This is a genomic window from Streptomyces sp. Tu 2975 (assembly GCF_009832925.1).
Lineage (GTDB): Bacteria > Actinomycetota > Actinomycetes > Streptomycetales > Streptomycetaceae > Streptomyces.
In genome coordinates, this window is record NZ_CP047140.1 from 4,687,495 (window position 1) to 4,709,793 (window position 22,299).

At 70.3% G+C, this 22,299-nt stretch carries 20 protein-coding genes, 1 tRNA gene and 1 pseudogene; 7 read left to right on the plus strand and 15 right to left on the minus strand.

Features of this window, described 5'->3' with window-relative positions:
- Positions 1–48 precede the first annotated feature (48 nt).
- The 4 genes from galT to GLX30_RS20840 all read left to right on the plus strand — a co-directional run bounded on the left by galT (position 49) and on the right by GLX30_RS20840 (position 4,352).
- The gene (gene galT / locus GLX30_RS20825) at positions 49–1,092 is read left to right on the plus strand and encodes a galactose-1-phosphate uridylyltransferase (RefSeq protein WP_159691160.1); all 1,044 of its coding nucleotides are present in this window, start codon (positions 49–51) and stop codon (positions 1,090–1,092) included.
- The gene (galE, locus tag GLX30_RS20830) at positions 1,089–2,057 is read left to right on the plus strand and encodes a UDP-glucose 4-epimerase GalE (protein ID WP_159691162.1); all 969 of its coding nucleotides are present in this window, start codon (positions 1,089–1,091) and stop codon (positions 2,055–2,057) included. The genes galT and galE overlap by 4 nt, the downstream gene beginning before the upstream one ends.
- On the plus strand, positions 2,054–3,166 hold the full coding sequence (gene galK, locus GLX30_RS20835; protein WP_159691164.1) for a galactokinase: 1,113 nt from the start codon (positions 2,054–2,056) through the stop codon (positions 3,164–3,166). Before galE ends, galK begins: the two co-directional genes overlap by 4 nt.
- Before the next feature lie 385 nt (positions 3,167–3,551).
- Entirely contained in the window at positions 3,552–4,352 is an 801-nt protein-coding gene (locus GLX30_RS20840; RefSeq protein WP_167306848.1) for a response regulator transcription factor, read from the plus strand.
- On the opposite strand, the gene GLX30_RS20845 is transcribed toward GLX30_RS20840, so the two are convergent.
- Positions 4,311–4,808 carry a MarR family transcriptional regulator gene (locus GLX30_RS20845; protein ID WP_005316568.1) on the minus strand — a complete coding sequence of 166 codons (498 nt, stop codon included), beginning with the start codon at positions 4,806–4,808 and terminating at the stop codon, positions 4,311–4,313. The genes GLX30_RS20840 and GLX30_RS20845 overlap by 42 nt on opposite strands.
- A 132-nt stretch (positions 4,809–4,940) precedes the next feature.
- On the opposite strand from GLX30_RS20845, the gene GLX30_RS20850 reads away from it, so the two are divergent.
- Complete coding sequence (locus GLX30_RS20850) at positions 4,941–5,762, plus strand: trans-aconitate 2-methyltransferase (protein ID WP_159691166.1); 822 nt, start codon at positions 4,941–4,943, stop codon at positions 5,760–5,762.
- A gap of 156 nt (positions 5,763–5,918) precedes the next feature.
- Here the strand turns inward: GLX30_RS20850 and GLX30_RS20855 are convergent, their stop codons facing one another.
- From GLX30_RS20855 to GLX30_RS20865, 3 genes are all read right to left on the minus strand, one after another.
- Complete coding sequence (locus GLX30_RS20855) at positions 5,919–7,649, minus strand: FG-GAP-like repeat-containing protein (RefSeq protein ID WP_159695150.1); 1,731 nt, start codon at positions 7,647–7,649, stop codon at positions 5,919–5,921.
- A gap of 129 nt (positions 7,650–7,778) precedes the next feature.
- Positions 7,779–8,468 carry a TetR/AcrR family transcriptional regulator gene (locus GLX30_RS20860; protein WP_208545451.1) on the minus strand — a complete coding sequence of 230 codons (690 nt, stop codon included), beginning with the start codon at positions 8,466–8,468 and terminating at the stop codon, positions 7,779–7,781.
- On the minus strand, positions 8,465–9,475 hold the full coding sequence (locus GLX30_RS20865) for a fatty acid desaturase (protein ID WP_159691168.1): 1,011 nt from the start codon (positions 9,473–9,475) through the stop codon (positions 8,465–8,467). Before GLX30_RS20865 ends, GLX30_RS20860 begins: the two co-directional genes overlap by 4 nt.
- 216 nt (positions 9,476–9,691) lie before the next feature.
- Between GLX30_RS20865 and ppc the strand changes: the two genes are divergently transcribed.
- Positions 9,692–12,421: a phosphoenolpyruvate carboxylase gene (ppc, locus tag GLX30_RS20870; protein WP_159691170.1), complete on the plus strand. Its 2,730-nt coding sequence runs from the start codon at positions 9,692–9,694 to the stop codon at positions 12,419–12,421.
- A gap of 138 nt (positions 12,422–12,559) precedes the next feature.
- On the opposite strand, the gene GLX30_RS20875 is transcribed toward ppc, so the two are convergent.
- From GLX30_RS20875 to GLX30_RS20915, 9 genes and pseudogenes are all read right to left on the minus strand, one after another.
- The gene (locus GLX30_RS20875) at positions 12,560–13,234 is read right to left on the minus strand and encodes a hypothetical protein (protein ID WP_159691172.1); all 675 of its coding nucleotides are present in this window, start codon (positions 13,232–13,234) and stop codon (positions 12,560–12,562) included.
- A gap of 181 nt (positions 13,235–13,415) precedes the next feature.
- Entirely contained in the window at positions 13,416–13,886 is a 471-nt protein-coding gene (locus GLX30_RS20880; protein WP_159691174.1) for a hypothetical protein, read from the minus strand.
- 66 nt (positions 13,887–13,952) lie between these two features.
- Positions 13,953–14,540, minus strand: coding sequence for a Uma2 family endonuclease (locus GLX30_RS20885; protein ID WP_159691176.1), 588 nt, complete (start codon positions 14,538–14,540; stop codon positions 13,953–13,955).
- A gap of 52 nt (positions 14,541–14,592) precedes the next feature.
- A pseudogene (locus tag GLX30_RS20890) lies at positions 14,593–15,074 on the minus strand (hypothetical protein).
- 392 nt (positions 15,075–15,466) lie between these two features.
- Positions 15,467–16,060: an aminoacyl-tRNA hydrolase gene (pth, locus tag GLX30_RS20895; protein ID WP_159691178.1), complete on the minus strand. Its 594-nt coding sequence runs from the start codon at positions 16,058–16,060 to the stop codon at positions 15,467–15,469.
- A 106-nt stretch (positions 16,061–16,166) separates the two neighbouring features.
- Positions 16,167–16,763 (minus strand): 50S ribosomal protein L25/general stress protein Ctc, encoded by a 597-nt coding sequence (locus GLX30_RS20900; protein ID WP_159691180.1) that lies wholly within the window; start codon positions 16,761–16,763, stop codon positions 16,167–16,169.
- A 251-nt stretch (positions 16,764–17,014) separates the two neighbouring features.
- Positions 17,015–17,992 carry a ribose-phosphate diphosphokinase gene (locus GLX30_RS20905; protein ID WP_159691182.1) on the minus strand — a complete coding sequence of 326 codons (978 nt, stop codon included), beginning with the start codon at positions 17,990–17,992 and terminating at the stop codon, positions 17,015–17,017.
- Positions 17,993–18,116: 124 nt separating this feature from the next.
- Positions 18,117–19,589, minus strand: a complete 1,473-nt coding sequence (glmU, locus tag GLX30_RS20910; protein WP_159691185.1) for a bifunctional UDP-N-acetylglucosamine diphosphorylase/glucosamine-1-phosphate N-acetyltransferase GlmU — start codon at positions 19,587–19,589, stop codon at positions 18,117–18,119.
- 125 nt (positions 19,590–19,714) lie between these two features.
- Positions 19,715–19,786, minus strand: a tRNA-Gln gene (locus GLX30_RS20915).
- 118 nt (positions 19,787–19,904) lie between these two features.
- On the opposite strand from GLX30_RS20915, the gene GLX30_RS20920 reads away from it, so the two are divergent.
- Positions 19,905–21,227: a histidine kinase gene (locus tag GLX30_RS20920; RefSeq protein WP_159691187.1), complete on the plus strand. Its 1,323-nt coding sequence runs from the start codon at positions 19,905–19,907 to the stop codon at positions 21,225–21,227.
- A 46-nt stretch (positions 21,228–21,273) separates the two neighbouring features.
- Here the strand turns inward: GLX30_RS20920 and GLX30_RS20925 are convergent, their stop codons facing one another.
- Positions 21,274–21,765 (minus strand): SUKH-3 domain-containing protein, encoded by a 492-nt coding sequence (locus tag GLX30_RS20925; RefSeq protein ID WP_159691190.1) that lies wholly within the window; start codon positions 21,763–21,765, stop codon positions 21,274–21,276.
- 10 nt (positions 21,766–21,775) lie between these two features.
- A complete protein-coding gene (locus tag GLX30_RS20930; RefSeq protein ID WP_159691193.1) occupies positions 21,776–22,282 on the minus strand; it encodes a YwqJ-related putative deaminase in 507 nt (168 codons plus the stop codon).
- Positions 22,283–22,299 lie beyond the last annotated feature (17 nt).

Sequence of the window (22,299 nt, forward strand, 5' to 3'; positions counted from 1 at the left end):
ATTTCTTGTGTTCGGTTATGTTGGATGGGAGTGGTGAGGGAGCTCCGTGTGAAGAAGACGTCGACCCGGCTCGCCGACGGTCGTGAGCTGCTCTACTACGACTCGCGCGACGACGCCGTCCGCGACGCCGTCGACCTCAGGCCCCTCGAAGCCGTCTCCACCACGGCCGAGATCCGGCACGACGAACTGCTCGGCGACCGGGTCGCCATCGCCTCGCACCGCCAGGGCCGCATCTACCACCCGCCGGCCGACGAATGTCCGTTGTGCCCTTCGCGCGACGGCCGCCTCAGCGAGATCCCGGCAGCCGACTACGACGTCGCCGTCTTCGAGAACCGTTTCCCCTCGCTGGCCGGTGACTCGGGCCGCTGCGAGGTCGTCTGCTTCACCTCGGACCACGACGCGTCCTTCGCCGATCTGACGGAGCAGCAGGCAGGCCTGGTCCTCGAGGCGTGGACGGACCGCACGGCGGAGCTCGCCGAACTGCCCCAGGTCAAGCAGGTCTTCTGTTTCGAGAACCGCGGCGCCGAGATCGGCGTCACGCTCGGGCACCCGCACGGGCAGATCTACGGCTACCCCTTCGTGACCCCGCGCACCGAGCTGATGCTCCGCTCGCTGGCCGCCCACCGGGCGGCGACCGGCCGCAACCTCTTCGACGACCTCGTCCGGCGCGAGCGTGAGGAGGGGGTGAGGGTGGTGCTGGAGGGCGAGCACTGGATCGCCTTCGTGCCGTACGCGGCGCACTGGCCGTACGAGGTGCACCTCCACCCGAAGCGGCGGGTGCCGGACCTCCGGGCGCTGGACGACGCGGCATGCACGGAATTCCCCCAGATCTATCTGGAACTCTTGAGACGCTTCGACCGGATCTTCGGGCCGGGCGAACCGCCCACGCCGTACATCGCCGCCTGGCACCAGGCGCCGTTCGAAGGCGAGGAAAGGGACGCCTTCGGTCTCCATCTCGAGCTTTTCACCGTCCGCCGCACTTCCGGCAAGCTGAAGTTCCTCGCCGGTTCCGAATCCGGTATGAGCGTGTTCATCAACGATGTGCCGCCGGAGGCCGCGGCGAGGCGACTGCGAGAGGTAGCGAGCGAGTGAGCAAGAAGTACCTGGTCACAGGTGGTGCGGGATACGTCGGCAGTGTCGTGGCGCAGCACCTTCTGGAGGCCGGTCACCAGGTGACCGTGCTCGACGACCTCTCCACCGGATTCCGCGAAGGGGTGCCCGCGGGCGCCGGGTTCGTCGAGGGCCGCATCCAGGACGCCGCGCGCCATCTGGACGCCTCGTACGACGGGGTGCTGCACTTCGCGGCGTTCTCGCAGGTCGGCGAGTCCGTCGCCAGGCCGGAGAAGTACTGGGCGAACAACGTCGGCGGCACGATGGAGCTGCTCGTGGCGATGCGCTCCGCGGGCGTGCGCACCCTGGTCTTCTCCTCGACCGCCGCCACCTACGGCGAGCCGGTCTCCACCCCGATCACAGAGTCCGACCCGACCGCGCCCACCAGTCCCTACGGTGCCACCAAGCTCGCGGTCGACCACATGATCACCGGCGAGGCGGCGGCCCACGGCCTCGCGGCGGTCTCGCTGCGGTACTTCAACGTCGCGGGGGCCTACGGCGCGTACGGCGAACGCCATGACCCCGAGTCGCACCTGATCCCGCTGGTGCTCCAGGTCGCTCTCGGCCGGCGCGAGTCCATCTCCGTCTACGGCGACGACTACCCGACCCCGGACGGCACCTGCGTCCGCGACTACATCCACGTCGCGGACCTGGCGGAGGCCCATCTCCTGGCGCTCGACGCCGCCATCGCCGGTGAGCATCTGATCTGCAACCTCGGCAACGGCAACGGCTTCTCGGTGCGCGAGGTCATCGAGACCGTACGCGAGGTCACCGGTCACCCGGTGCCCGAGGTGGTCGCGGAGCGGCGGGGCGGCGACCCCGCCGTCCTGGTCGCCTCCGCCACGAGGGCCCAGGAGCGCCTGGGCTGGAAGCCGAGCCGTGCCGACCTGGCCGGCATCGTGTCCGACGCCTGGGCATTCGCCCGCAGGAGGGAGAACGGGTCATGAGTTCCACGGGCGAGGGTGTGTGGGCGGCACCCGGCAGGGTGAACCTGATCGGTGAACACACCGATTACAACGACGGTTTCGTGATGCCCTTCGCGCTGCCGCACACCACGGTGGCGACCGTCTCGCGCCGCGACGACGGCGTGCTGCGTCTGACCTCCACGGACATGGACGGCGGCCCGGTCGAACTGCGCGTGGACGACCTCGCCCCTGGCGGCCCCGGCGGCTGGACCGACTACCCGGCGGGCGTCGTCTGGGCGTTGCGCGACGCCGGCCACCAGGTCGGCGGCGCGGACATCCACTACGAGTCGACCGTGCCCACCGGCGCCGGACTCTCCTCGTCCGCGGCGATCGAGGTCGTCACCGCCCTCGCTCTGAACGACCTGTACGAACTCGGCCTGGAGCGTTGGCGCACCGCCCGCCTGTGCCAGCGCGCGGAGAACGTCTACGTCGGCGCTCCGACCGGCATCATGGACCAGACGGCCTCCGCCTGCTGCACCGAGGGCCACGCCCTGTACCTGGACACCAGGGACCTCTCCCAGCGGCAGATCCCCTTCGACCTGGCCGCCCACGGGCTCGAACTCCTCGTCGTGGACACCCGGGTGAAGCACGCCCACAGCGACGGCGAGTACGGCAAGCGGCGCGCCGGCTGCGAGACGGGAGCGGCGGCGCTCGGGGTGAACGCCCTGCGGGACGTTCCGTACGACTCGCTGGACGAGGCCCTGGGCCGTCTCGATGACCCGGAAGTGCGCTCCCTGGTCCGGCACATCGTCACCGAGAACCACCGGGTGGAGCGCGTGATCAACCACCTGGAGGCCGGTGAGGTCAGGGCCATCGGCCCGGTGCTGACCGAGGGACACGCCTCGCTGCGTGACGACTTCCGGGTCTCCTGCCGGGAGTTGGACCTGGTCGTGGACACGGCGCTGGCGGCCGGCGCGCTGGGTGCCCGGATGACCGGCGGCGGGTTCGGGGGCTCGGCGATCGTCCTGACGGAGACGTCCGCCTCGCCGCTGGTGGCGAAGTCCGTCGAGGAGGCCTTCGCGGCGTCCTCGCTGGAGCCACCGCGCGTCTTCACCGCCGTCCCGTCGGCGGGCGCGCGCCGCCTGTCCTAGAGGCGGCGCTCCGAGGGGAGCCCGCCCGGAGGGACTCGGGGCGGGCCGGGCGATCAGGGGTGTGCCCGGCCCGCGTCATTCTCTGTGCGTCATCCGGGCAGAACCCATCGCCGCTTGTCCACTCAGGTGTCGATTCGGAACATCGGCCACACCCGCGACAACGCCGCCGATCAGTTCCGTAAATAGCCTTCCGTCACCCGCGCCCGTCCGTACTCTGAACCACAGCACCGGTGGGGGCCGGTGTCGATCAGGGGGCGAAACAGCCGGGTACGGCGCCCGGGGCGGGGTATCAGTCACAGCACGGCGGCGGCCGAGCGATGCGCTGCACCCTCCGCCCCCGGCGGCGTACCCGTGCCGGTCCGTCCTCCGACACTGGGGGTGTCCTGTGGTTCGTATCCGGGTCCTGGTCGTGGACGACCACCGAATCTTCGCCGAGTCGCTCGCCGCGGCCCTGGCGGCGGAGCACGATGTGGAGGTCGCCGCGGCAGGCAGCGGCCCCGCGGCGCTGCGCTGCCTGGAACGCGCCGCGGGTGAAGGCCGCAGGTTCGACGTGATGCTCGTGGACGCCGATCTGGGGGCGTCGGCCGCGGTGCCGCCGCCGAGAGCCGCCCCGGTCGCCCGTGCGGTGCCGGAGACCGGCGCGAGTCCCCTCGTCGACGGGATCTCCCTGGTCTCGGGCGTCCGCTCGCTCCAGCCCGCGCTGCGCTCCGTCGTCCTCGCCCAGAAGGACGACGCCCGGCGCGCGGCCCAGGCCCTCCAGGCGGGCGCCTCCGGCTGGATCGCCAAGGACTGCTCGCTGCAACGTCTGCTCGCGGTGATCCGCGGGGTGCTGCGGGACGAGACGCACCTGGCACCGACGCTGCTCACCGGAGTACTGCGGGAGATGACCGCGGCCCGCAAGCACCGCACGGAGAGCGAGCGACTGGTGGAGTCGCTGACCCCGCGCGAGCAGGAGGTATTGCGCTGCATGGTCGCGGGCCTGGGGCGCAAAGCCGTCGCCGAGCGCCTTTTCCTGTCGCCGCACACCGTTCGTACGCATATGCAGAACGTGCTGGGGAAGCTGGGCGTGCACTCCACACTCGCCGCCGTCGCGCTGGCCCGCCGGGCCGGCGTGGGGCCCGCCGATCTGGGCCCAGGACCGGCCCTAGCCGGGGATGTTGTCGAACGGGGCGGTCAACTGGCGTAGCAGCGCGGCCAGTTCCGCGCGCTGGGCGCCCGAGAGCTCGGAGAGGATCGCCCGCTCCTGGGCGAGCAGTCCGGCCAGCGCCTGGTCCGCGCGGTCCCGGCCCTCCGGCGTCAGCCGCACCAGGACGCCGCGCCGGTCGCTGGGGTCGGGCAGCCTCTCGACCAGGTTCTTCTTGGCGAGGCGGTCGATGCGGTTGGTCATCGTCCCGGAGGTCACCAGCGTCTGGGTGAGCAGCTGGCCGGGCGAGAGCTGGTACGGGGCACCGGCGCGCCGCAGTGAGGTGAGTACGTCGAACTCCCACGGCTCGAGCTGATGCTCCGAGAACGCGATACGACGGGCCCGGTCGAGGTGGCGGGCGAGCCGGGAGACGCGGCTGAGCACCTCGAGCGGTTCCACGTCGAGGTCCGGGCGCTCACGGCGCCATGCTGCGACCAGTCGATCGACCTCGTCCTCCATGTCGATCAGTGTAGAGGGTCTGTCGACGTGAAGTCTCTTGACATCAAGATATATTTCTGTGGACTATTGGGCATGGTCGGGCCGGAACCAGCTTCCGTTTCGGCTTTCCGTTCCTGCGAGGGGGACTTCACCATGCATTCCGCGCCCACCTGGGACCCAGAGCAGTACCTCCGCCACGCCGGGCACCGCACCCGTCCCTTCCTGGACATGCTCGCCCGCATACCCACCCTGCCCGCCGTCGGCCGCCCCGCCCGGATCGCCGACATCGGCTGCGGCCCCGGCAACGTCACCGCACTGCTCGCCGACCGGTGGCCCGATGCGCACATCACCGGATTCGACCTCTCCCCGGACATGCTTGCCCAGGCCGAGAAGGAGTACGCGGGCACCACGGCGGGCGGCGGCTGGATGGACTTCCGCCCCGCCGACGCCGCGCACTGGACCCCGGACGAGCCCTACGACCTGATAGTCTCCAACGCGGCCCTCCAGTGGGTACCCAACCACCCCGAGTCGTTCGCGCTCTGGCTCGACGGCCTCGCCCCCGGCGGCACCCTCGCCTTCCAGGTCCCCGGCAACTTCACCTCGCCCAGCCACGCCCTGCTCGGCGAGCTCTGCGAGTCCCCGCAGTGGCGCGACCGCCTCGGCGACCACGGCCGGCGCTACGTCCACATCCTGGAGCCCGCCGACTACCTCATCCGCCTCGCCGACCTCGGCTGCGACGCGGACGCATGGGAGACCACGTACCTCCAACTCCTCGGCGGCGAGGACCCGGTGCTGGACTGGGTGAAGGGCACCGCCCTGCGGCCGGTGCTCACCGAACTCGCGGACGACCCGGCGGCGCGGGAGGAGTTCCTGGCCCAGTACCGGGACCTGCTCCGCAAGGCGTACCCGCCGGGCCCCCACGGCACGGTGTTCCCCTTCCGGCGGATCTTCGCCGTCGGACGCAAGGTGTCGTGACGAGCAGTCGGGGTGCCCCGTCCGGTTCGTCGCGCCGCTCGAAACGTGACCGGCCGGTGACGGACCGGCCCGGGAGCAGCGAAACGCCCCGCCACCTGGCAGGTGGCGGGGCGTCGGCGCTTCGGCCGGACCTGGGGCAGCGGCCCCCGATCGGGATCAGATGATGTCGCGGTAGGTGTTCCAGCCGGTACCCAGCTTGGCCTTCGGCTTGAAGGTGCCGACACCGGTGCCGGAGTAGCGGAACAGCTCGCCCCTCGAGTTGGCGGCGAGCAGGTCGGCCTTGCCGTCACCGTCGATGTCGCCCGGGGCCGCCAGCTTGTTGAACTGCTGCCAGCCGGTGCCGAGCTTGACCTTCGAGCGGAACGGCGACGAGGCAGAGCCGGTGCCCTTGTACAGGTAGAGCGTGCCGGCGGGCGTACGGGCGAGCAGGTCCGCCCGGCCGTCACCGGTGTAGTCGCCGGCGCCGACGAGCTCGTTGAACGCTCCCCAGCCGCTGCCGATCTTCTGCTTGGCCGCGAAACGGTCACCGGTTCCGTAGCCGCGGTACAGGTAGAGGTTGCCGGACCCGTCGCGGGCGAGCAGGTCACCCTTGCCGTCGCCGCTCAGGTCGCCGGGACCGACGAGCATGTTGTACGCGTCCCAGCCGCCACCGACGACTGCGCCGTCGCTGTAGAGCGTGCCGTCGTAGGTGAACATCAGCGACGGGATGTTGCCCGGGGTGAGGTTCGAGGCCAGCGTGAGCTTCTTGACGCCGGCGAAGTCTCCGGTCCCACCGATCAGCTGGCGAGCGGCCAGGGCGCCGTTGTTGCGGGCCCAGTAGTAGTAAAGGGAGTCGCGGGTGTCGATGCCCATGATCTCGGACTTGCCGTAGTTCGGGTTGCTGCCCGCTCCGGCGAACAGGGACGCCCACTCCCAGCCCGTGCCGACCGCGTCGCGCTGGGCGAAGTTGCCCGTGCCGTCGCCCCAGTAGATGTACAGGCTGCCGCCGGGGGTGCGGGCGAGGAGGTCGGCGAAGCCGTCTCCGTCCCTGTCGTCGGTCGCGACGAGCTGGTTGTAGATCTGCCAGCCGCCACCGATCCTGATGCGGCCCTTGAACGGACGCGTCATGTCGCCGGTCGCGCCGTAGAAGTACAGGTCGCCGGAGGGGGTCCGCGCGACGAGGTCGCCCAAGCCGTCGCCGTTGTTGTCGTTGAGGCCGACGATCTGGTCGTAGCCCTGCCAGCCGCCACCGATCTCGATACGGGCGGTAAAGGGTGCGGTGAGGCTGCCGGTGCCCCGGTAGAGGTACAGCTGACCATCCGGCGTACGCGCCACGAGGTCCGCGTGACCGTTGTCGTCAAGGTCGCCCACCGCGACGACCTTGTTGTAGACCTGCCAGCCGTTGCCGCTCCAGGTCGTGCCCAGGCTCGTGCCGCTGTAGGTCGGGTGCAGGCTCAGCGTGCCCGTCGGCGACAGGGAGAGGATCTCGGCGCCGCCGTCGGCGTCGAGGTCGCCGACGGGGATGATGTCCTGTTCCTGCGCGTAGTCGAGGAAGAATTCCTGCGGCTCGCCACCCGTGAGCGGGTGGAAGACGAGCTGGCCGCTCGGGACGCGGTAGATCAGGTCGCTCAGACCGTCACCCGACACGTCGGAGCGGGGCTTGGCGACGGCCTGCGTGCCGTACCGCGGCTCACCGGTGGCAGCCTTGCGCTCCGGCACCTCGGCCGTGGGCTGCCGGCCGGAGCCGGCGTCCGGCTTGCTCAGCTCGATCTTGGGCTGAGGCGGTACACCGTCGGCCGCCGAGGCCGTCCCGGCCAGCAGCATGCCGGCCGAGGCGGCCAGTGCTGTGCAGGTGACAAGGCGGCGTGCCGCCCGGCTACGCACGGTTGCGGCGCGGCCGGATTCCACTGAAGTCAAAGTCCCCCCCTGGGGAAATGTCGTGAGTTCAACCTCTTGACGAGGGACAAGCACTCATCAAGACCAACAGGAGGGGGCCATGGATGTACGGAAAACGCGATCAGTTTCTGCGGTGACCGATCAGTTCTTGCGGTGACCTATCAGCCGCGGCTTCTGCTCCAGACCGTCGAGCCCGTGCCACGCCAGATTCACCAGATGCGCGGCGACCTCCGCCTTCTTCGGGCGGCGGGCGTCGAGCCACCACTGGCCCGTCAGGGCCACCATGCCGACCAGTGCCTGCGCGTACAGCGGTGCCAGCTTGGGGTCGAAGCCGCGGTTCTTGAACTCCATGCCCAGGATGTCCTCGACCTGGGTGGCGATGTCGCTGATGAGCGACGCGAACGTGCCCGTCGACTGGGCGACGGGCGAATCACGCACCAGGATGCGGAAACCGTCCGTGTACGTCTCGATGTAGTCCAGCAGGGCGAAGGCCGCCTGCTCCAGCAGCTCACGCGGATGCCCGGCGGTCAGCGCCCCCGTCACCATGTCGAGGAGCTGGCGCATCTCGCGGTCCACGACGACCGCGTAGAGCCCCTCCTTGCCGCCGAAGTGTTCGTACACGACCGGTTTGGAAACCCCCGCCTTGGCCGCGATCTCCTCGACGGACGTGCCTTCGAAGCCCTTCTCCGCGAAAAGGGTGCGGCCGATGTCCAACAGCTGCTCACGGCGCTCCGCGCCGGTCATGCGCACCCGTCGGGCGCGCCTGCCGCCCGACGCCCTGGTCTTGTCCGGACTGCCGATACTTCCGTCACTCGCCACGACATCAATCATGCCGCGTTTACGGCATCATCCTTGCGGCGGGTTTCGCCGCGGCCGGAGTCGTCGCGGCGGGCGTCGAGACGGGACTGCTGCGGCCAGCGCACGTCGTACGCCCAGCCGGCCTTCTCGAACCAGCGGATCAGCCGCGCGCTGGAGTCGACCTGGCCGCGGAGCACACCGTGCCGGGCACTCGTCGGGTCGGCGTGGTGCAGGTTGTGCCACGACTCACCGCAGGACAGCACCGCCAGCCACCACACGTTCCCGGAGCGGTCGCGGGACTTGAACGGGCGCTTGCCCACGGCGTGGCAGATCGAGTTGATCGACCAGGTCACATGGTGCAGCAGCGCCACACGGACCAGCGAACCCCAGAAGAAGGCGGTGAACGCGCCCCACCACGACATCGTCACCAGACCGCCGACCAGGGGCGGGATCGCCAGCGACAGGATCGTCCAGTAGATGAAGTCGCGCGAGATCCGGCGGAGCGCCGGGTCCTTGATCAGATCCGGTGCGTACTTGGCCTGCGGCGTCCGCTCCTCGTCGAACATCCAGCCGATGTGCGCCCACCACAGGCCCTTCATCAGCGCCGGGACCGTCTCGCCGAACCGCCAGGGGGAGTGCGGGTCACCCTCGGCGTCGGAGAACTTGTGGTGCTTGCGGTGGTCGGCCACCCAGCGCACCAGCGGTCCTTCGACCGCCAGCGAACCCATGATCGCCAGGGCGATGCGGAGCGGTCGCTTCGCCTTGAACGCGCCGTGGGTGAAGTAGCGGTGGAAGCCGATCGTGATGCCGTGGCAGCCGATGTAGTACATGGCCACCAGGAGGCCCATGTCGAGCCAGCTCACGCCCCAGCCCCAGGCCAGCGGCACCGCTGCCAGGAGCGCGAGGAACGGGAACGTGATGAACAGGAGCAGAGTGATCTGCTCGATCGACCGCTTGCTGTCACCGCCGAGGGTGGCGGAGGGGAGCGGGGAGTCAGGGGTGCCGGCTACGTCGTCCAGCAGATCAGGGCTTGTGGTCATGAGGGTTCCCTGGGGGTGGGGAGAGAGGGGACGGACGCCTGGCTACGCTTCCGTAACCTACGGCGACGTAAGTATGGCAGTGCGCGGCGGCACGGCAAGAGACCTGTGGACAACGCCGGGAAAACGGCCACCTATCCTGGGTGGCGTCGGACAGCGCGGTCCGCAAGCCTCCAGTACCCCTCCAGACGTGCTCAAACACTGCAAGGAGCCGCACCTGTGAGCAGTGCCGACCAGACCCCCACCGCCAGTGCAGAACTGCGTGCCGACATCCGCCGACTGGGCGATCTTCTGGGCGAGACCCTCGTCCGCCAGGAGGGCCCGGAGCTCCTCGACCTCGTCGAGCGGGTCCGCGCCCTGACACGCACCGACGGTGAGGCCGCCGCCGAGCTGCTGGGCGACACCGACCTGGAGACCGCGGCCAAGCTGGTCCGCGCGTTCTCCACGTACTTCCACCTGGCCAACGTCACCGAGCAGGTGCACCGCGGCCACGAGATGCGCGAGCGCCGCGCCGCCGAGGGCGGGCTGCTGGCCCGCACCGCCGACATGCTCAAGGACGGCGACCCCGAGCACGTACGCGAGACCGTCAGGAACCTCAACGTACGGCCGGTCTTCACCGCGCACCCGACCGAGGCCGCCCGGCGCTCCGTGCTCAACAAGCTCCGCCGCGTCGCCGAGTTGCTGGAGACCCCGGTCATCGCCTCCGACCGGCGCCGCCACGACCTGCGCCTCGCCGAGAGCATCGACCTGATCTGGCAGACCGACGAGCTGCGTGTCGTCCGCCCAGAGCCCGCCGACGAGGCGCGCAACGCCATCTACTACCTCGACGAACTGCACGCGGGCGCCGTGGGCGACGTCCTCGAGGACCTCGCCGCCGAACTGGAGCGCGTCGGCGTCGAGCTGCCGCCCGGCACCCGGCCGCTCACCTTCGGCACCTGGATCGGCGGCGACCGCGACGGCAACCCCAACGTCACGCCCGCCGTCACCTGGGACGTGCTGATCCTCCAGCACGAGCACGGCATCACCGACGCCATCGAGGTCATCGACTACCTACGCGGACTGCTGTCGAACTCCATCCGCTACGCCGGGGCCACCGACGAGCTGCTCGCCTCCCTGCAGACCGATCTCGAGCGGCTGCCCGAGATCAGCCCCCGCTACAAGCGGCTCAACGCGGAGGAGCCCTACCGGCTCAAGGCGACCTGCATCCGCCAGAAGCTCGTCAACACCCGCGAGCGGCTCGCGAAGGGCACCCCGCACGAGGAAGGCCGCGACTACCTCGGCACCGCGGAGCTGATCGCGGACCTCACCCTCGTCCAGACCTCGCTGCGCGCGCACCGCGGCGGGCTCTTCGCCGACGGCCGGATGGACCGGGTCATCCGCACCCTGTCCGCCTTCGGCCTCCAGCTCGCCACCATGGACGTACGCGAGCACGCCGACGCGCACCACCACGCCCTCGGCCAGCTCTTCGACCGGCTCGGCGAGGAGTCGTGGCGGTACGCGGACATGCCGCGCGACTACCGGCAGAAGCTGCTCGCCAAGGAGCTCCGCTCACGGCGGCCCCTCGCCCCCACCCCGGCACCGCTGGACGCCGCGGGACAGAAGACCCTCGGCGTCTTCCACACGGTCAAGGAGGCCTTCGAGCGGTTCGGCCCCGAGGTCATCGAGTCGTACATCATCTCGATGTGCCAGGGCGCGGACGACGTGTTCGCCGCCGCGGTCCTCGCCCGTGAGGCCGGTCTGGTCGACCTGCACGCCGGCTGGGCCAAGATCGGCATCGTGCCGCTGCTGGAGACCACCGACGAGCTGAAGGCCGCGGACGTCATCCTCGAGGGCATGCTCGCCGACCCCTCCTACCGCCGGCTCGTCTCCCTGCGCGGCGACGTCCAGGAGGTCATGCTCGGCTACTCCGACTCGTCCAAGTTCGGCGGCATCACCACCAGCCAGTGGGAGATCCACCGCGCCCAGCGCAGGCTGCGTGACGTCGCCCACCGCCACGGCGTGCGGCTGCGTCTCTTCCACGGCCGCGGCGGCACCGTCGGCCGTGGTGGCGGCCCCTCCCACGACGCGATCCTCGCGCAGCCCTGGGGCACGCTCGAGGGCGAGATCAAGGTGACCGAGCAGGGCGAGGTCATCTCCGACAAGTACCTGATCCCGTCCCTGGCCAGGGAGAACCTGGAGCTGACGGTCGCCGCCACGCTCCAGGCCTCCGCCCTGCACACGGCGCCCCGCCAGTCCGACGAGGCGCTGGCGCGCTGGGACGCGGCCATGGACACCGTCTCCGACGCCGCACACGCCGCCTACCGCAGGCTCGTCGAGGACCCGGACCTGCCGGCGTACTTCTTCGCCGCCACCCCCGTCGACCAGCTCGCCGAACTGCACCTCGGCTCGCGGCCTGCGCGCCGTCCCGACTCGGGCGCCGGCCTCGACGGACTGCGGGCCATCCCGTGGGTGTTCGGCTGGACGCAGTCGCGGCAGATCGTGCCGGGCTGGTTCGGTGTGGGCTCCGGCCTCAAGGCGCTGCGTGAGGCCGGTCTGGACACCGTGCTCGCGGAGATGCACGGCAACTGGCACTTCTTCCGCAACTTCATCGCCAACGTGGAGATGACGCTGGCCAAGACGGACCTGCGGATCGCCCGCCACTACGTCGACACGCTGGTGCCGGAGAACCTGAAGCACGTCTTCGAGGCCATCGAGGCGGAGCACGCGCTCACCGTCAGCGAGGTGCTGAAGGTGACGGGCAACGACGAACTGCTCGGCTCCAACCCGGTGCTCCAGCAGACGTTCGCCATCAGGGACGCCTACCTGGACCCGATCTCCTACCTCCAGGTGGCGCTGCTCAAGCGGCAGCGCGACGCGGCCGAACGGGGCGAGGAGGCCGACCCGTTGCTTGCCCGTGCGCTGCTGCTGACGGTCAACGGCGTCGCGGCCGGGCTGCGTAACACCGGCTGACGCCGGACGACATGAAGGTGCCCCCGCCGGCCGCTGACATGCAGCGGCCGGCGGGGGCACCGTCGTTCAGGCACCGTCGTTCAGGCACCGTCGTTCAGGCACCGTCGTTCAGGCATCCTCGTCGAGGGTGCCGTCCACTCAGTGCTGACGGCCGGCCGTGCGGCGCCGCGCCAGCAGGTAGCCGCCGGTGGCGACGAGGGCCGCGGCAACGGCCGAGAGCACGCCGATCGGCGCGCCGTTGCCGGTCTCCGCCAGGTCACCGGCCGCGTCGTCGCCGGACGGTGCGGGACCGTCGCTGCCGGCGGGCGCGGAGGCGGCCGGGCTCGAAGCGTCGGGCGCGCTCGGCGTGCTGCTCGGCTCCTCGCCGGGCTTGTCGGACGGCGTCGCGGAGGGGCTGGAGCCCTCGTCCTCGCAGTCGGTCTTGAAGACCTTGTGCTTGGCGCTGCCGTTCTCGCCCTCGAAGTTCCAGAACAGCTTGTACTGCCCGTCGGGCAGGGTCATGTCCGCGGTCCGCTCGTGACCGTCGGCGTCGAGGGTGATGGAACCGGACTTGACGGTCGTTCCCTTGTCGGCCTCGTTGTTCGCCCAGGCCTCGATGTGCCAGTCGACCTGCTGTCCGGCGTCGAAGCCGAAGGCGTCGAGGTAGAAGGTGCAGACCTTCGGCTCGTTCTTGCGGAGTTCCTCGCCGGTCTTCGCATCGTGGATCTTCACGGTGCCGTTGTCGCCGGGCGGGGTGGCGAGCGCGGCCGGGGCCGCCGTCAGGGAGAGCGCTGCGGCGGCCAGCAGGGCGCCGGTGGCAGTGAGCGTGCGCATGGGCAGTCCATCGGTGAGAGGGGAAGGCCGTGGGGGGCGGCTCAGCGTCCTGTGAACCGGGCGACCAGTCAAGAGATGAAGTGCCGCATGCGCACCAAGAGTTCACGCTCGTCCCGATAGTCCGGATAACGATCGGGTGAATGCGCCGTTCCGCTACCGGGCCGGAACCGGCCCCGGACCGTCAGAGCGCCAGGAACGACGCCAGCAGCATCGCCCCGCCCACACCCGCCGCACCCCACGCCAGCCGTGTCAGCCGCAGTCCGCCGCCGATCACCAGGGCCGCGAGCAGCAGCGCCCCGCCCAGGGGCACCCACGCGTACAGACCGCCCGCCGGGCCGGTGCGTACCGCCTCGACCGTGCCGGGCTTCAGGACGACGGCCAGCGTGACGCCCTTCTTCACCGCGACGGACTTCTCGATCGTCACGTTCGCGCGGTCGGGCGCCGGGTCCCGGGGCGTGTAGGCGCCGGTGCAGGCGTCGTCGTCGCAGCGGGAGACGGTGAGCGTGCCGTGCTCCCGGCCCTTGGAGAGCAGGATGTGCTGGGCAGTGCCCCAGGACGACCAGAAACCTGCGACCAGCAGCAGGAGGGCGACGAGCGCCGTCGCCGCGTTGCGCGCGTGGACCAGTATCCGGCCGGAGGAGTTCCGCTTCATGGGCCGCGATCCTTGGCCATGGGCCTACCCCGGGTCAACTCCGGCCGGTCGATGACGGGACAGGAGCTACGGGTACCGGGGGAGGTCGGCAGTCGGGATCGTCCAGTCGCCGATGGCGATGTCCTCCCCGTACACGAACTCCTTGCGCGTGGCGTAGCGAGGACCAGCCGGGGTGCTGTGGATGTCGGAGAACACGGCTCCCGAACCGGTTCGCGGGTCGAGGACGGCGTAGACCGGGATGCCGAGGAGCGGGTAGTCCCGGGTCTTGCCGACCCAGTCGTTGTCCGGATTCGACCGGGAAACGACCTCGACGGCGGCGAAGAGCGTACATGGGTCGAATGACCCCTCGCCCTCCATGTCCGCCTCGGCGATCACCATCACATCGGGGTGCCGCATGATGCCCTCGGGCGCGAGCTCCACGTCCGGCGTCCCCGTATGGGCCACCAGACCGTCGGGCAGAACTCTTTCGAGGAGCCTGCGCACCCGCAGCACGGTGAGTTCGTGTGGCTTGGCGGGCGACATCATGTCGTGGACGATTCCTTCCTTGGTGATCTCGAACTTGCCGGGAAGGGTGTCGTCCATCGACGAGACGAACTCCCGCATGACCTGGTACAAGCGGGCGTCACGCTGCGCATCGTCCGGGGCGATGGTCATGGTGCTCGCTCCTCCTCGTCCGTACCCGGTGGCCGGGGTCGTCCCCCTCATGCTAGGCGGCCCCCGCCAGGTCGGTTCTGCAGTCACGGCAGCACCCCGGTTCCCGGCTCCGGAAGGCGCGGTCGCACTTGTCGCAGTTCTGGAGCGGGTCACAGGTCTTCGGCGGGCCGAGGGCCGGCAAGGGCGGCGGGAGTAGGGCGGTGAGGCGGTGGGCGAGGAGCCCGGCGGGGTGTTTCACGTGACCGGCAGGTCGGTGGTGAGGGGGTGGCGCGCGGCAGCGATCCGGGCCTCGCTCTCCGGGAAGCGGTCGGCCAGCACCTTGATGCCGACCTTGGCCCCGTCGGGCAGCGACTGGATGTGCACGGCGAGTCCGATCGCGGTGAGCGACAACTCGCCGTGCTGGGCGAGGTGGTTGCCGACGATCGTGAAGCGGGTGGTGTGGATCGCGTTCACATGGATCACGCCGAAGGCGGTGACACGGCCGGGAACGCGGGACGAGGCCCGCGAGGGCGCGCTAATTTTCGGGGTATCCATCGGGAAGCCCTAACTTCCTCGGTGGTCAGGCCCTCGATCGGGATTGCAGTCCCGGCCGGGGGCCGTCGCATGTGTGTGGTTGTCGCGGCGAGCACATGCCCGCCAACCGGCGGCGAATCCAGCCCAATTGGCCAAAGTCACCCGTGTGAGTGACCGGGGTGAGCGTGGGGGCGGGGTGGGTCGAGTGGGTCTTTCCCCGGTCCTTGCAAGAAGTACTTACGTCTTTTGCGTCGTGCGCCGGCGCGTCGCGCGGAACCGCATCGCGGGAATCCGCGACCCGGTGGCGGCGGTCGGTTCGAGTGCGGACGGCGCCGTCGGATGTTCCGGCTGAGGCGGGTGCTGGAGGAAGGACCGCCCGCTGCGCCCGGCGCGCAGGGCCGCGTCGGACACGCCTACGAGTTGTACGTCCCCTGCGCCCGTTCCAGGCCGTCGATCACCAGGCACTCCACCGCGTCGGCAGAGCGGTCCACGAAGTAGTCCAGTTCCTTGCGCTCCGCCGAGGAGAAGTCCTTCAGGACGAAGTCCGCCACCTGCATCCGCCCCGGCGGCCGGCCGATGCCGAAGCGCACCCGGTGGTAGTCCGGGCCCATCGCCTTGGTCATCGACTTCAGGCCGTTGTGCCCGTTGTCCCCGCCACCCAGCTTCAGCCGCAGCGTGCCGAAGTCGATGTCGAGCTCGTCGTGGACGGCGACGATGTTCCCCGTCGGCACCTTGTAGAAGTCGCGCAGCGCCGTCACCGGACCGCCGGACAGATTCATGTACGACATCGGCTTGGCCAGGATCACCCGCCGGTTCGACGGCCCCGGAGCCCCGATCCTGCCCTCCAGCACCTGTGCCTGCGCCTTCTGGGCGCGCTTGAACGAGCCACCGATGCGCTCCGCCAGCAGGTCCGCCACCATGAAGCCGACATTGTGGCGGTTCGCCGCGTACCCGGGCCCGGGATTGCCGAGACCGACGATCAGCCAGGGAGCGTTCGTGTCGGACATCTGTGCTGCGTCTCCTCGTAGAGATGGCCGTGAACAGGGGAACGGGGTGGCGGGCCGCAGCCCGCCACCCCGTCGACAGTCGTCAAGCTCGAGAAGAGCTTACGGCTCAGGCCTCGGCAGCCTCTTCGCCCGCGCCCTCGGTGCCCTCGGCGGCCGGCTCCTCGGCCTGCGCGGCCAGGATCTGCAGGACGACGGTGTCGTCCTCGACGGCCAGCGTGGTGCCGCTCGGCAGGGCGATGTCCTTGGCGAGGATGGAGTCACCGGCCGAGAGGCCCGCGATGGAGACCGAGACGGACTCGGGGATGTGCGTGGCCTCGGCCTCGACCGGCAGGGCGTTCAGCACGTGCTCGAGCAGGTACGCGCCGGGGGCGAGCTCGCCCTCGGCGTGGACCGGGATCTCGACGTTGACCTTCTCGCCGCGCTTCACGAGGAGCAGGTCGACGTGCTCCAGGAAGCCCTTCAGCGGGTCGCGCTGCACGGCCTTCGGGATGGCCAGCTCGTTCGTGCCGCCGAGGTCCAGGGAGATCAGGACGTTCGGGGTGCGCAGGGCGAGCAGCAGCTCGTGGCCCGGCAGCGTGACGTGGACCGGGTCGGTGCCGTGACCGTAGAGGACGCCGGGGACCTTGTTGTCACGGCGGATACGGCGGGCAGCGCCCTTGCCGAACTCGGAACGGCGCTCGGCGGTGAGCTTCACCTCGGACATGTGCACTCCTCGTATTGAGCAGAAATCTGGTGGCGGTCACCCGGCCACGACAGGCCTGCTACGAAGAGCGCGTCGATAACGGACCGCCGCACGAAAGTGCGGCCTCCCTCGCCGAGCAACCTCAGCAGTCTACCCAGCTCGCTCCCTCAAGCCCAAAGTGGATCACTCGGGCATGCGCAAGGGCCGCCCACGCGATGCGGGGCGGCCCTTGCGGAACGTTACGCCTGGCCGTCAGGCCCGGCCGTCGCGGCTCACGCCTGCTCCTCGAAGAGGCTCGTCACGGAGCCGTCCTCGAAGACCTCGCGCACGGCGCGGGCGATCGTCGGCGCGATGGACAGCACCTTGATCTTGTCGAGCTCCAGCTCGCCGGGGGTCGGCAGCGTGTTCGTCAGGACGAACTCGCTCACCTTCGAGTTCTTCAGGCGGTCCGCCGCCGGCCCGGACAGGATGCCGTGCGTCGCCGTCACGATCACATCCTCCGCGCCGTGCGCGAACAGCGCGTCCGCCGCGGCGCAGATGGTGCCGCCCGTGTCGATCATGTCGTCGACCAGCACGCAGACGCGGCCCTCGACCTCGCCGACGACCTCGTGGACGGTCACCTGGTTGGCGACGTCCTTGTCGCGGCGCTTGTGGACGATCGCCAGCGGCGCGTCCAGCCGGTCGCACCAGCGGTCGGCCACACGCACACGGCCGGCGTCCGGGGAGACGATCGTCAGCTTGGCGCGGTCGACCTTGGCGCCCACGTAGTCGGCGAGCACCGGCAGCGCCGACAGGTGGTCCACGGGGCCGTCGAAGAAGCCCTGGATCTGGTCCGTGTGGAGGTCCACCGTGAGGATGCGGTGGGCACCGGCGCACTTCAGCATGTCCGCGATCAGACGGGCCGAGATCGGCTCACGGCCGCGGTGCTTCTTGTCCTGGCGGGCGTAGCCGTAGGACGGGATGATCACGGTGATGCTCCGGGCGGAGGCCCGCTTCAGAGCGTCGATCATGATCAACTGCTCCATGATCCACTTGTTGATGGGCGCCGTGTGGCTCTGGATCAGGAAGCAGTCCGCTCCACGGGCGGACTCCTGGAAGCGGACGTAGATCTCGCCGTTGGCGAAGTCGAAAGCCTTCGTCGGGACGAGGCCGACACCCAACTGGTGTGCAACCTCCTCGGCCAGCTCGGGGTGGGCGCGGCCGGAGAAGAGCATCAGCTTCTTCTCGCCGGTCGTCTTGATCCCGGTCACAGCACTGTCTCCTCAGACGTGTTCTCTGGTCGCGGAAGTCAGGGCACCAGGGTCCTGGACGCGAGCCAGCCGAATTTTGTGTGCACGTATCACGGTACGCCGAGTTCGACGCAGCCGTTTTCGGTCAGTTCTCCTCGGCGACCTGTTGCGTTGCCGCCGCGGCAGCCTGGGCGGCCGCGCTTCCGGGGCGCTTACGAGCCACCCAACCCTCGATATTCCGCTGCTGGCCGCGGGCGACGGCCAGCGAACCGGCCGGCACATCCTTCGTGATCACGGAGCCGGCGGCGGTGTAAGCACCGTCCCCGACCGTGACAGGAGCCACAAACATGTTGTCCGAGCCCGTCTTGCAGTGCGACCCGATCGTCGTGTGGTGCTTCGACTCCCCGTCGTAGTTCACGAAGACGCTCGCGGCGCCGATGTTCGTGTACTCGCCGATCGTCGCGTCGCCCACGTACGACAGGTGCGGCACCTTCGTGCCCTCACCGATCGACGAGTTCTTCATCTCGACGAACGTGCCCGCCTTGGCCTTCGCGCCGAGACGCGTACCGGGCCGCAGGTAGGCGAACGGGCCCACCGAGGCGCCCTCGCCCACGGTGGCCGAATCCGCCACCGTGTTGTCCACCCGGGCGCCCGCGCGCACGGTCGTGTTCGTCAGGCGCGAGTTCGGACCGACCTCCGCGCCCTCCGCGATGTGCGTGGCGCCCAGCAGCTGCGTACCGGGGTGCACCACCGAGTCCGGCTCGAACGTCACCGTCACGTCGATGATCACCGAAGCCGGGTCCACGACCGTGACGCCGGCCATCATGGCCTGCTCCAGCAGCCGCTCGTTCATCAGCTTGCGGGCCTCCGCCAGCTGAACCCGGTTGTTGATGCCGAGGATCTCGCGGTGGTCGCCGGCCACGGACGCGCCGACCCGGTGGCCCGCCTCGCGCAGGATCCCCAGCACGTCGGTCAGGTACTCCTCGCCCTGGCTGTTGTCCGTCCGCACCTTCGTCAGGGCGTCGGCGAGGAGCTGCCCGTCGAACGCGAACACACCGGAGTTGATCTCACGGATCGCACGCTGCTCGTCGGTGGCGTCCTTGTGCTCGACGATCGCGGTGACGGCGTCGGTGGCGTCCCGCACGATGCGCCCGTAGCCGGTGGAGTCCGGCACCTCGGCGGTCAGCACGGTCACGGCGTTGCCGTCGGCCGAGTGCGTCTCGGCCAGCGCGGAAAGAGTGGCGCCGGAGAGCAGCGGGGTGTCGCCGCACACGACGACGACGGTCCCTCCTCCAGAGCCTGCGGCCGGGGAGGACCCCCAGACGCCGCCGAGCTCCTCGAGCCCCATGCGCACCGCGTGCCCGGTGCCGTTCTGCTCGGCCTGGAAGGCGGTACGGGTGCCCGCGTAGTGCTCGCCGAGGTGTGCCTCGACCTGCTCCCGTGCGTGCCCGACGACCACCACGAGTTGCTCGGGACCGAGCTCGCGTGCCGCGGACACGACGTGTCCGACGAGCGAACGTCCGGCGATTTCGTGCAGGACCTTGGGAGTCTTCGACTTCATGCGGGTGCCCTCACCCGCTGCGAGGACGACGACGGCTGCCGGGCGATTGGCGCTCACGGGTATGCCCTTCGGCTTCGGGTGGTGGGACAACCGAAGGATACCGGGGGGTTTCGGGCCGGAAACGAGTGCGGGTCCCGACCGGAGGTCAGGACCCGAAGATGCGCGACCCGGAGGCCGGAAAGCTCCCCCGTCAGGACTCGAACCCGAACAGATGGCACCAAAAGCCACAGTGCTGCCAATTACACCACGGGGGATGGAACGCGCCGGAACCGGACATAGTGTTCGGCTACCGGACCGGCACCACACACTATGCCAGGTGGCCTCGGCGTGACGGTAGGAAAATGACTCGCGCCCGCCCGTAGGCTGGAACACATGACCACAACGGGGGCACAGCAGGAGGCCTCGGGTTCGACCGCCCGGGGTCCGCTGTGGTGGAGACGACGGCGCAGTGCAGTGCTGGACGTGGGCCTGGCCGTCGCCTCCGCCGTCGAGTGCGCGCTACAAGGTGTCGGGTTCGCGGAACAGGCCGCGCTGCCCGTGCCGTTGGGTGTGCTGTTCGGGCTGGCGGTCGGATCCGTGCTGGTACTGAGACGTCGGTGGCCGATCGCCGTCGTCCTGGTGTCCATCGCGACGACGCCGGCCGAGATGGGCTTTCTGATGGGGCTCGTCGGGCTGTACACGCTCGCCGCCTCCGACGTGCCGCGGCGGATCACGGCGACGCTGGCGGGGATGGCCCTGTCCGCGACGTTCATCGTGACCTTCGTGCGCGTACGGCAGGACGTGGAGGCGGGCGACTACAGCGCACCGTACGTGCCGTTGATGGCCGTCTTCATGTCGCTCGGGCTGACGGCCCCTCCGGTGCTGCTCGGCCTTTACATAGGGGCCCGCCGGCGGCTCATGGAGAGCCTGCGGGAACGGGCGGACAGCCTGGAGCAGGAACTGTCGCTGCTGGCGGACCGGGCGGAGCAGCGGGCGCAGTGGGCGCGCCAGGAGGAGCGGACCCGTATCGCGCGGGAGATGCACGACGTGGTGGCCCATCGGGTGAGTCTGATGGTGGTGCACGCGGCGGCGTTGCAGGCGGTGGCGTTGAAGGACCCGCAGAAGGCGGTGAAGAACGCGGCGCTGGTGGGGGACATGGGCCGCCAGGCGCTGACGGAGCTGCGCGAGATGCTCGGGGTGCTGCGTTCCGGCGAGAGCAGGGTGACGGCACGGGCGGACGCGCCGCCGCTGGCCGCGGTGGGCGCGGCGGCCGCGGCCGCCGCTGCCGCCGCCGCGGCGGACGGGCCCTGCATCGCGGACATCGAGGTGCTCGTGGGTCAGTCGCGGCAGGCGGGCATGGTGGTGGAGCTCGCCGTGCAGGGGGACGTACGGGCGTATCCGCCCGAGGTGGAGCAGACGGCGTACCGGGTGATCCAGGAGGCGCTGACCAACGTCCACAAGCACGCGGCGGGCGCCAAGGTGATGGTGCGGCTGGCGCATCGCGACGAGGAGGTCGCGATGCAGGTGGAGAACGGCGCCCCCGACGCGGCGGGTGGCGCGGCGGACGCCGGGCTGCCCAGCGGTGGCAACGGCCTGGTGGGCATGCGGGAGCGGGTGACCGCGCTGGGCGGGGTCTTCGTGTCGGGGCCGACGGACACGGGGGGATTCCGGGTGTCCGCGGTGCTGCCCGACCGGGCGGAGGTCAGCCTGCGGTGAGCCCGGCTGTGGGCCCCGGCCGCCTGCCGCGGATCCGGGCCGTCGCTCAGCCCGGGGTGAGCCGGGTCGGCCGGACGCCGGTGACGAGGGTGGTCAGGGCCTGGTCGATGTCGGCGCCGAGATACCAGTCGCCGGTGTGGTCGATGCTGTAGACGCGGCCCTCCATGTCCATGGCCAGCACCGCCTGCTGGTCGCCCTCCATGCCGAGCGGCGAGATCTCCGTGTCGAGGGCCCGGCCGAGGTCGGCCAGGGTGCGTGCCAGATGAAGGCCTTCGAGAGGGTCGAAACGCAGGGGCGCGGGCGCGTGCTGCCGTCCCGGCCCGGGTGCGACGACGGTGAGCCCGCCGAACTCCGCCCACGCCTCCACGGCCGCCGGGAAGACCGTGTGCTGGTGGCCGGCCGGCGAGACATGTGCGCGCAGGGTGTCCGCCCAGTGCTCGGCCTGCTTGATGTCCCAGCGGCCTGGCTGCCAGCCCGCATCGCGCAGCGCGGCGTCGACGGCGACGGGGAAGCGGGTGGTGCTGAGGTGGTCGGGCATCGGTCGCGGGTCAGCCGTTCTCGGGTGCGGTCGGGGCGACGGGGCGTACGCCGAAGTGGTCGAGCATCGCGGTGCACGACCGGCAGGGCGGTGCGTAGCTGCCGTGCAGGGGGTCGCCGTCCTCACGGATGCGGCGTGCGGTCAGCTTGGCATGCTTGAGCGCCCGCCGAGCCTCGCCATGGGTGAGGGGCTTGCGCTGGGCGCGCTTGGAGCGCTGGGTCTCCGCGGCGGTGAGATGGCGGGAGAGCAGGATCGCCTCCGGGCAGCGCCCCGTGAAGCGTTCACGCTGGCCACTCGTGAGGGTGTCGAGGAAATCCTGTACGAGTGGGTGGAGGACGGGCGGCTGGTCGCCCTTCCCCGCCGTGCAGGTGAGCGTCTCGCCGCGTACGGAGAGTGCGGCCGCCACGGCGGGCAGGATTCCGTCACGGCGGTGCCGCAGTCCGGGCGCCTGTCCGGACCCGTCGGCGCTCCAGCTGAGGCGTGGATCACCTGATGTGCTTGGTTGCGCTGTGTGCATGGTGTTGCCGTCCCTCC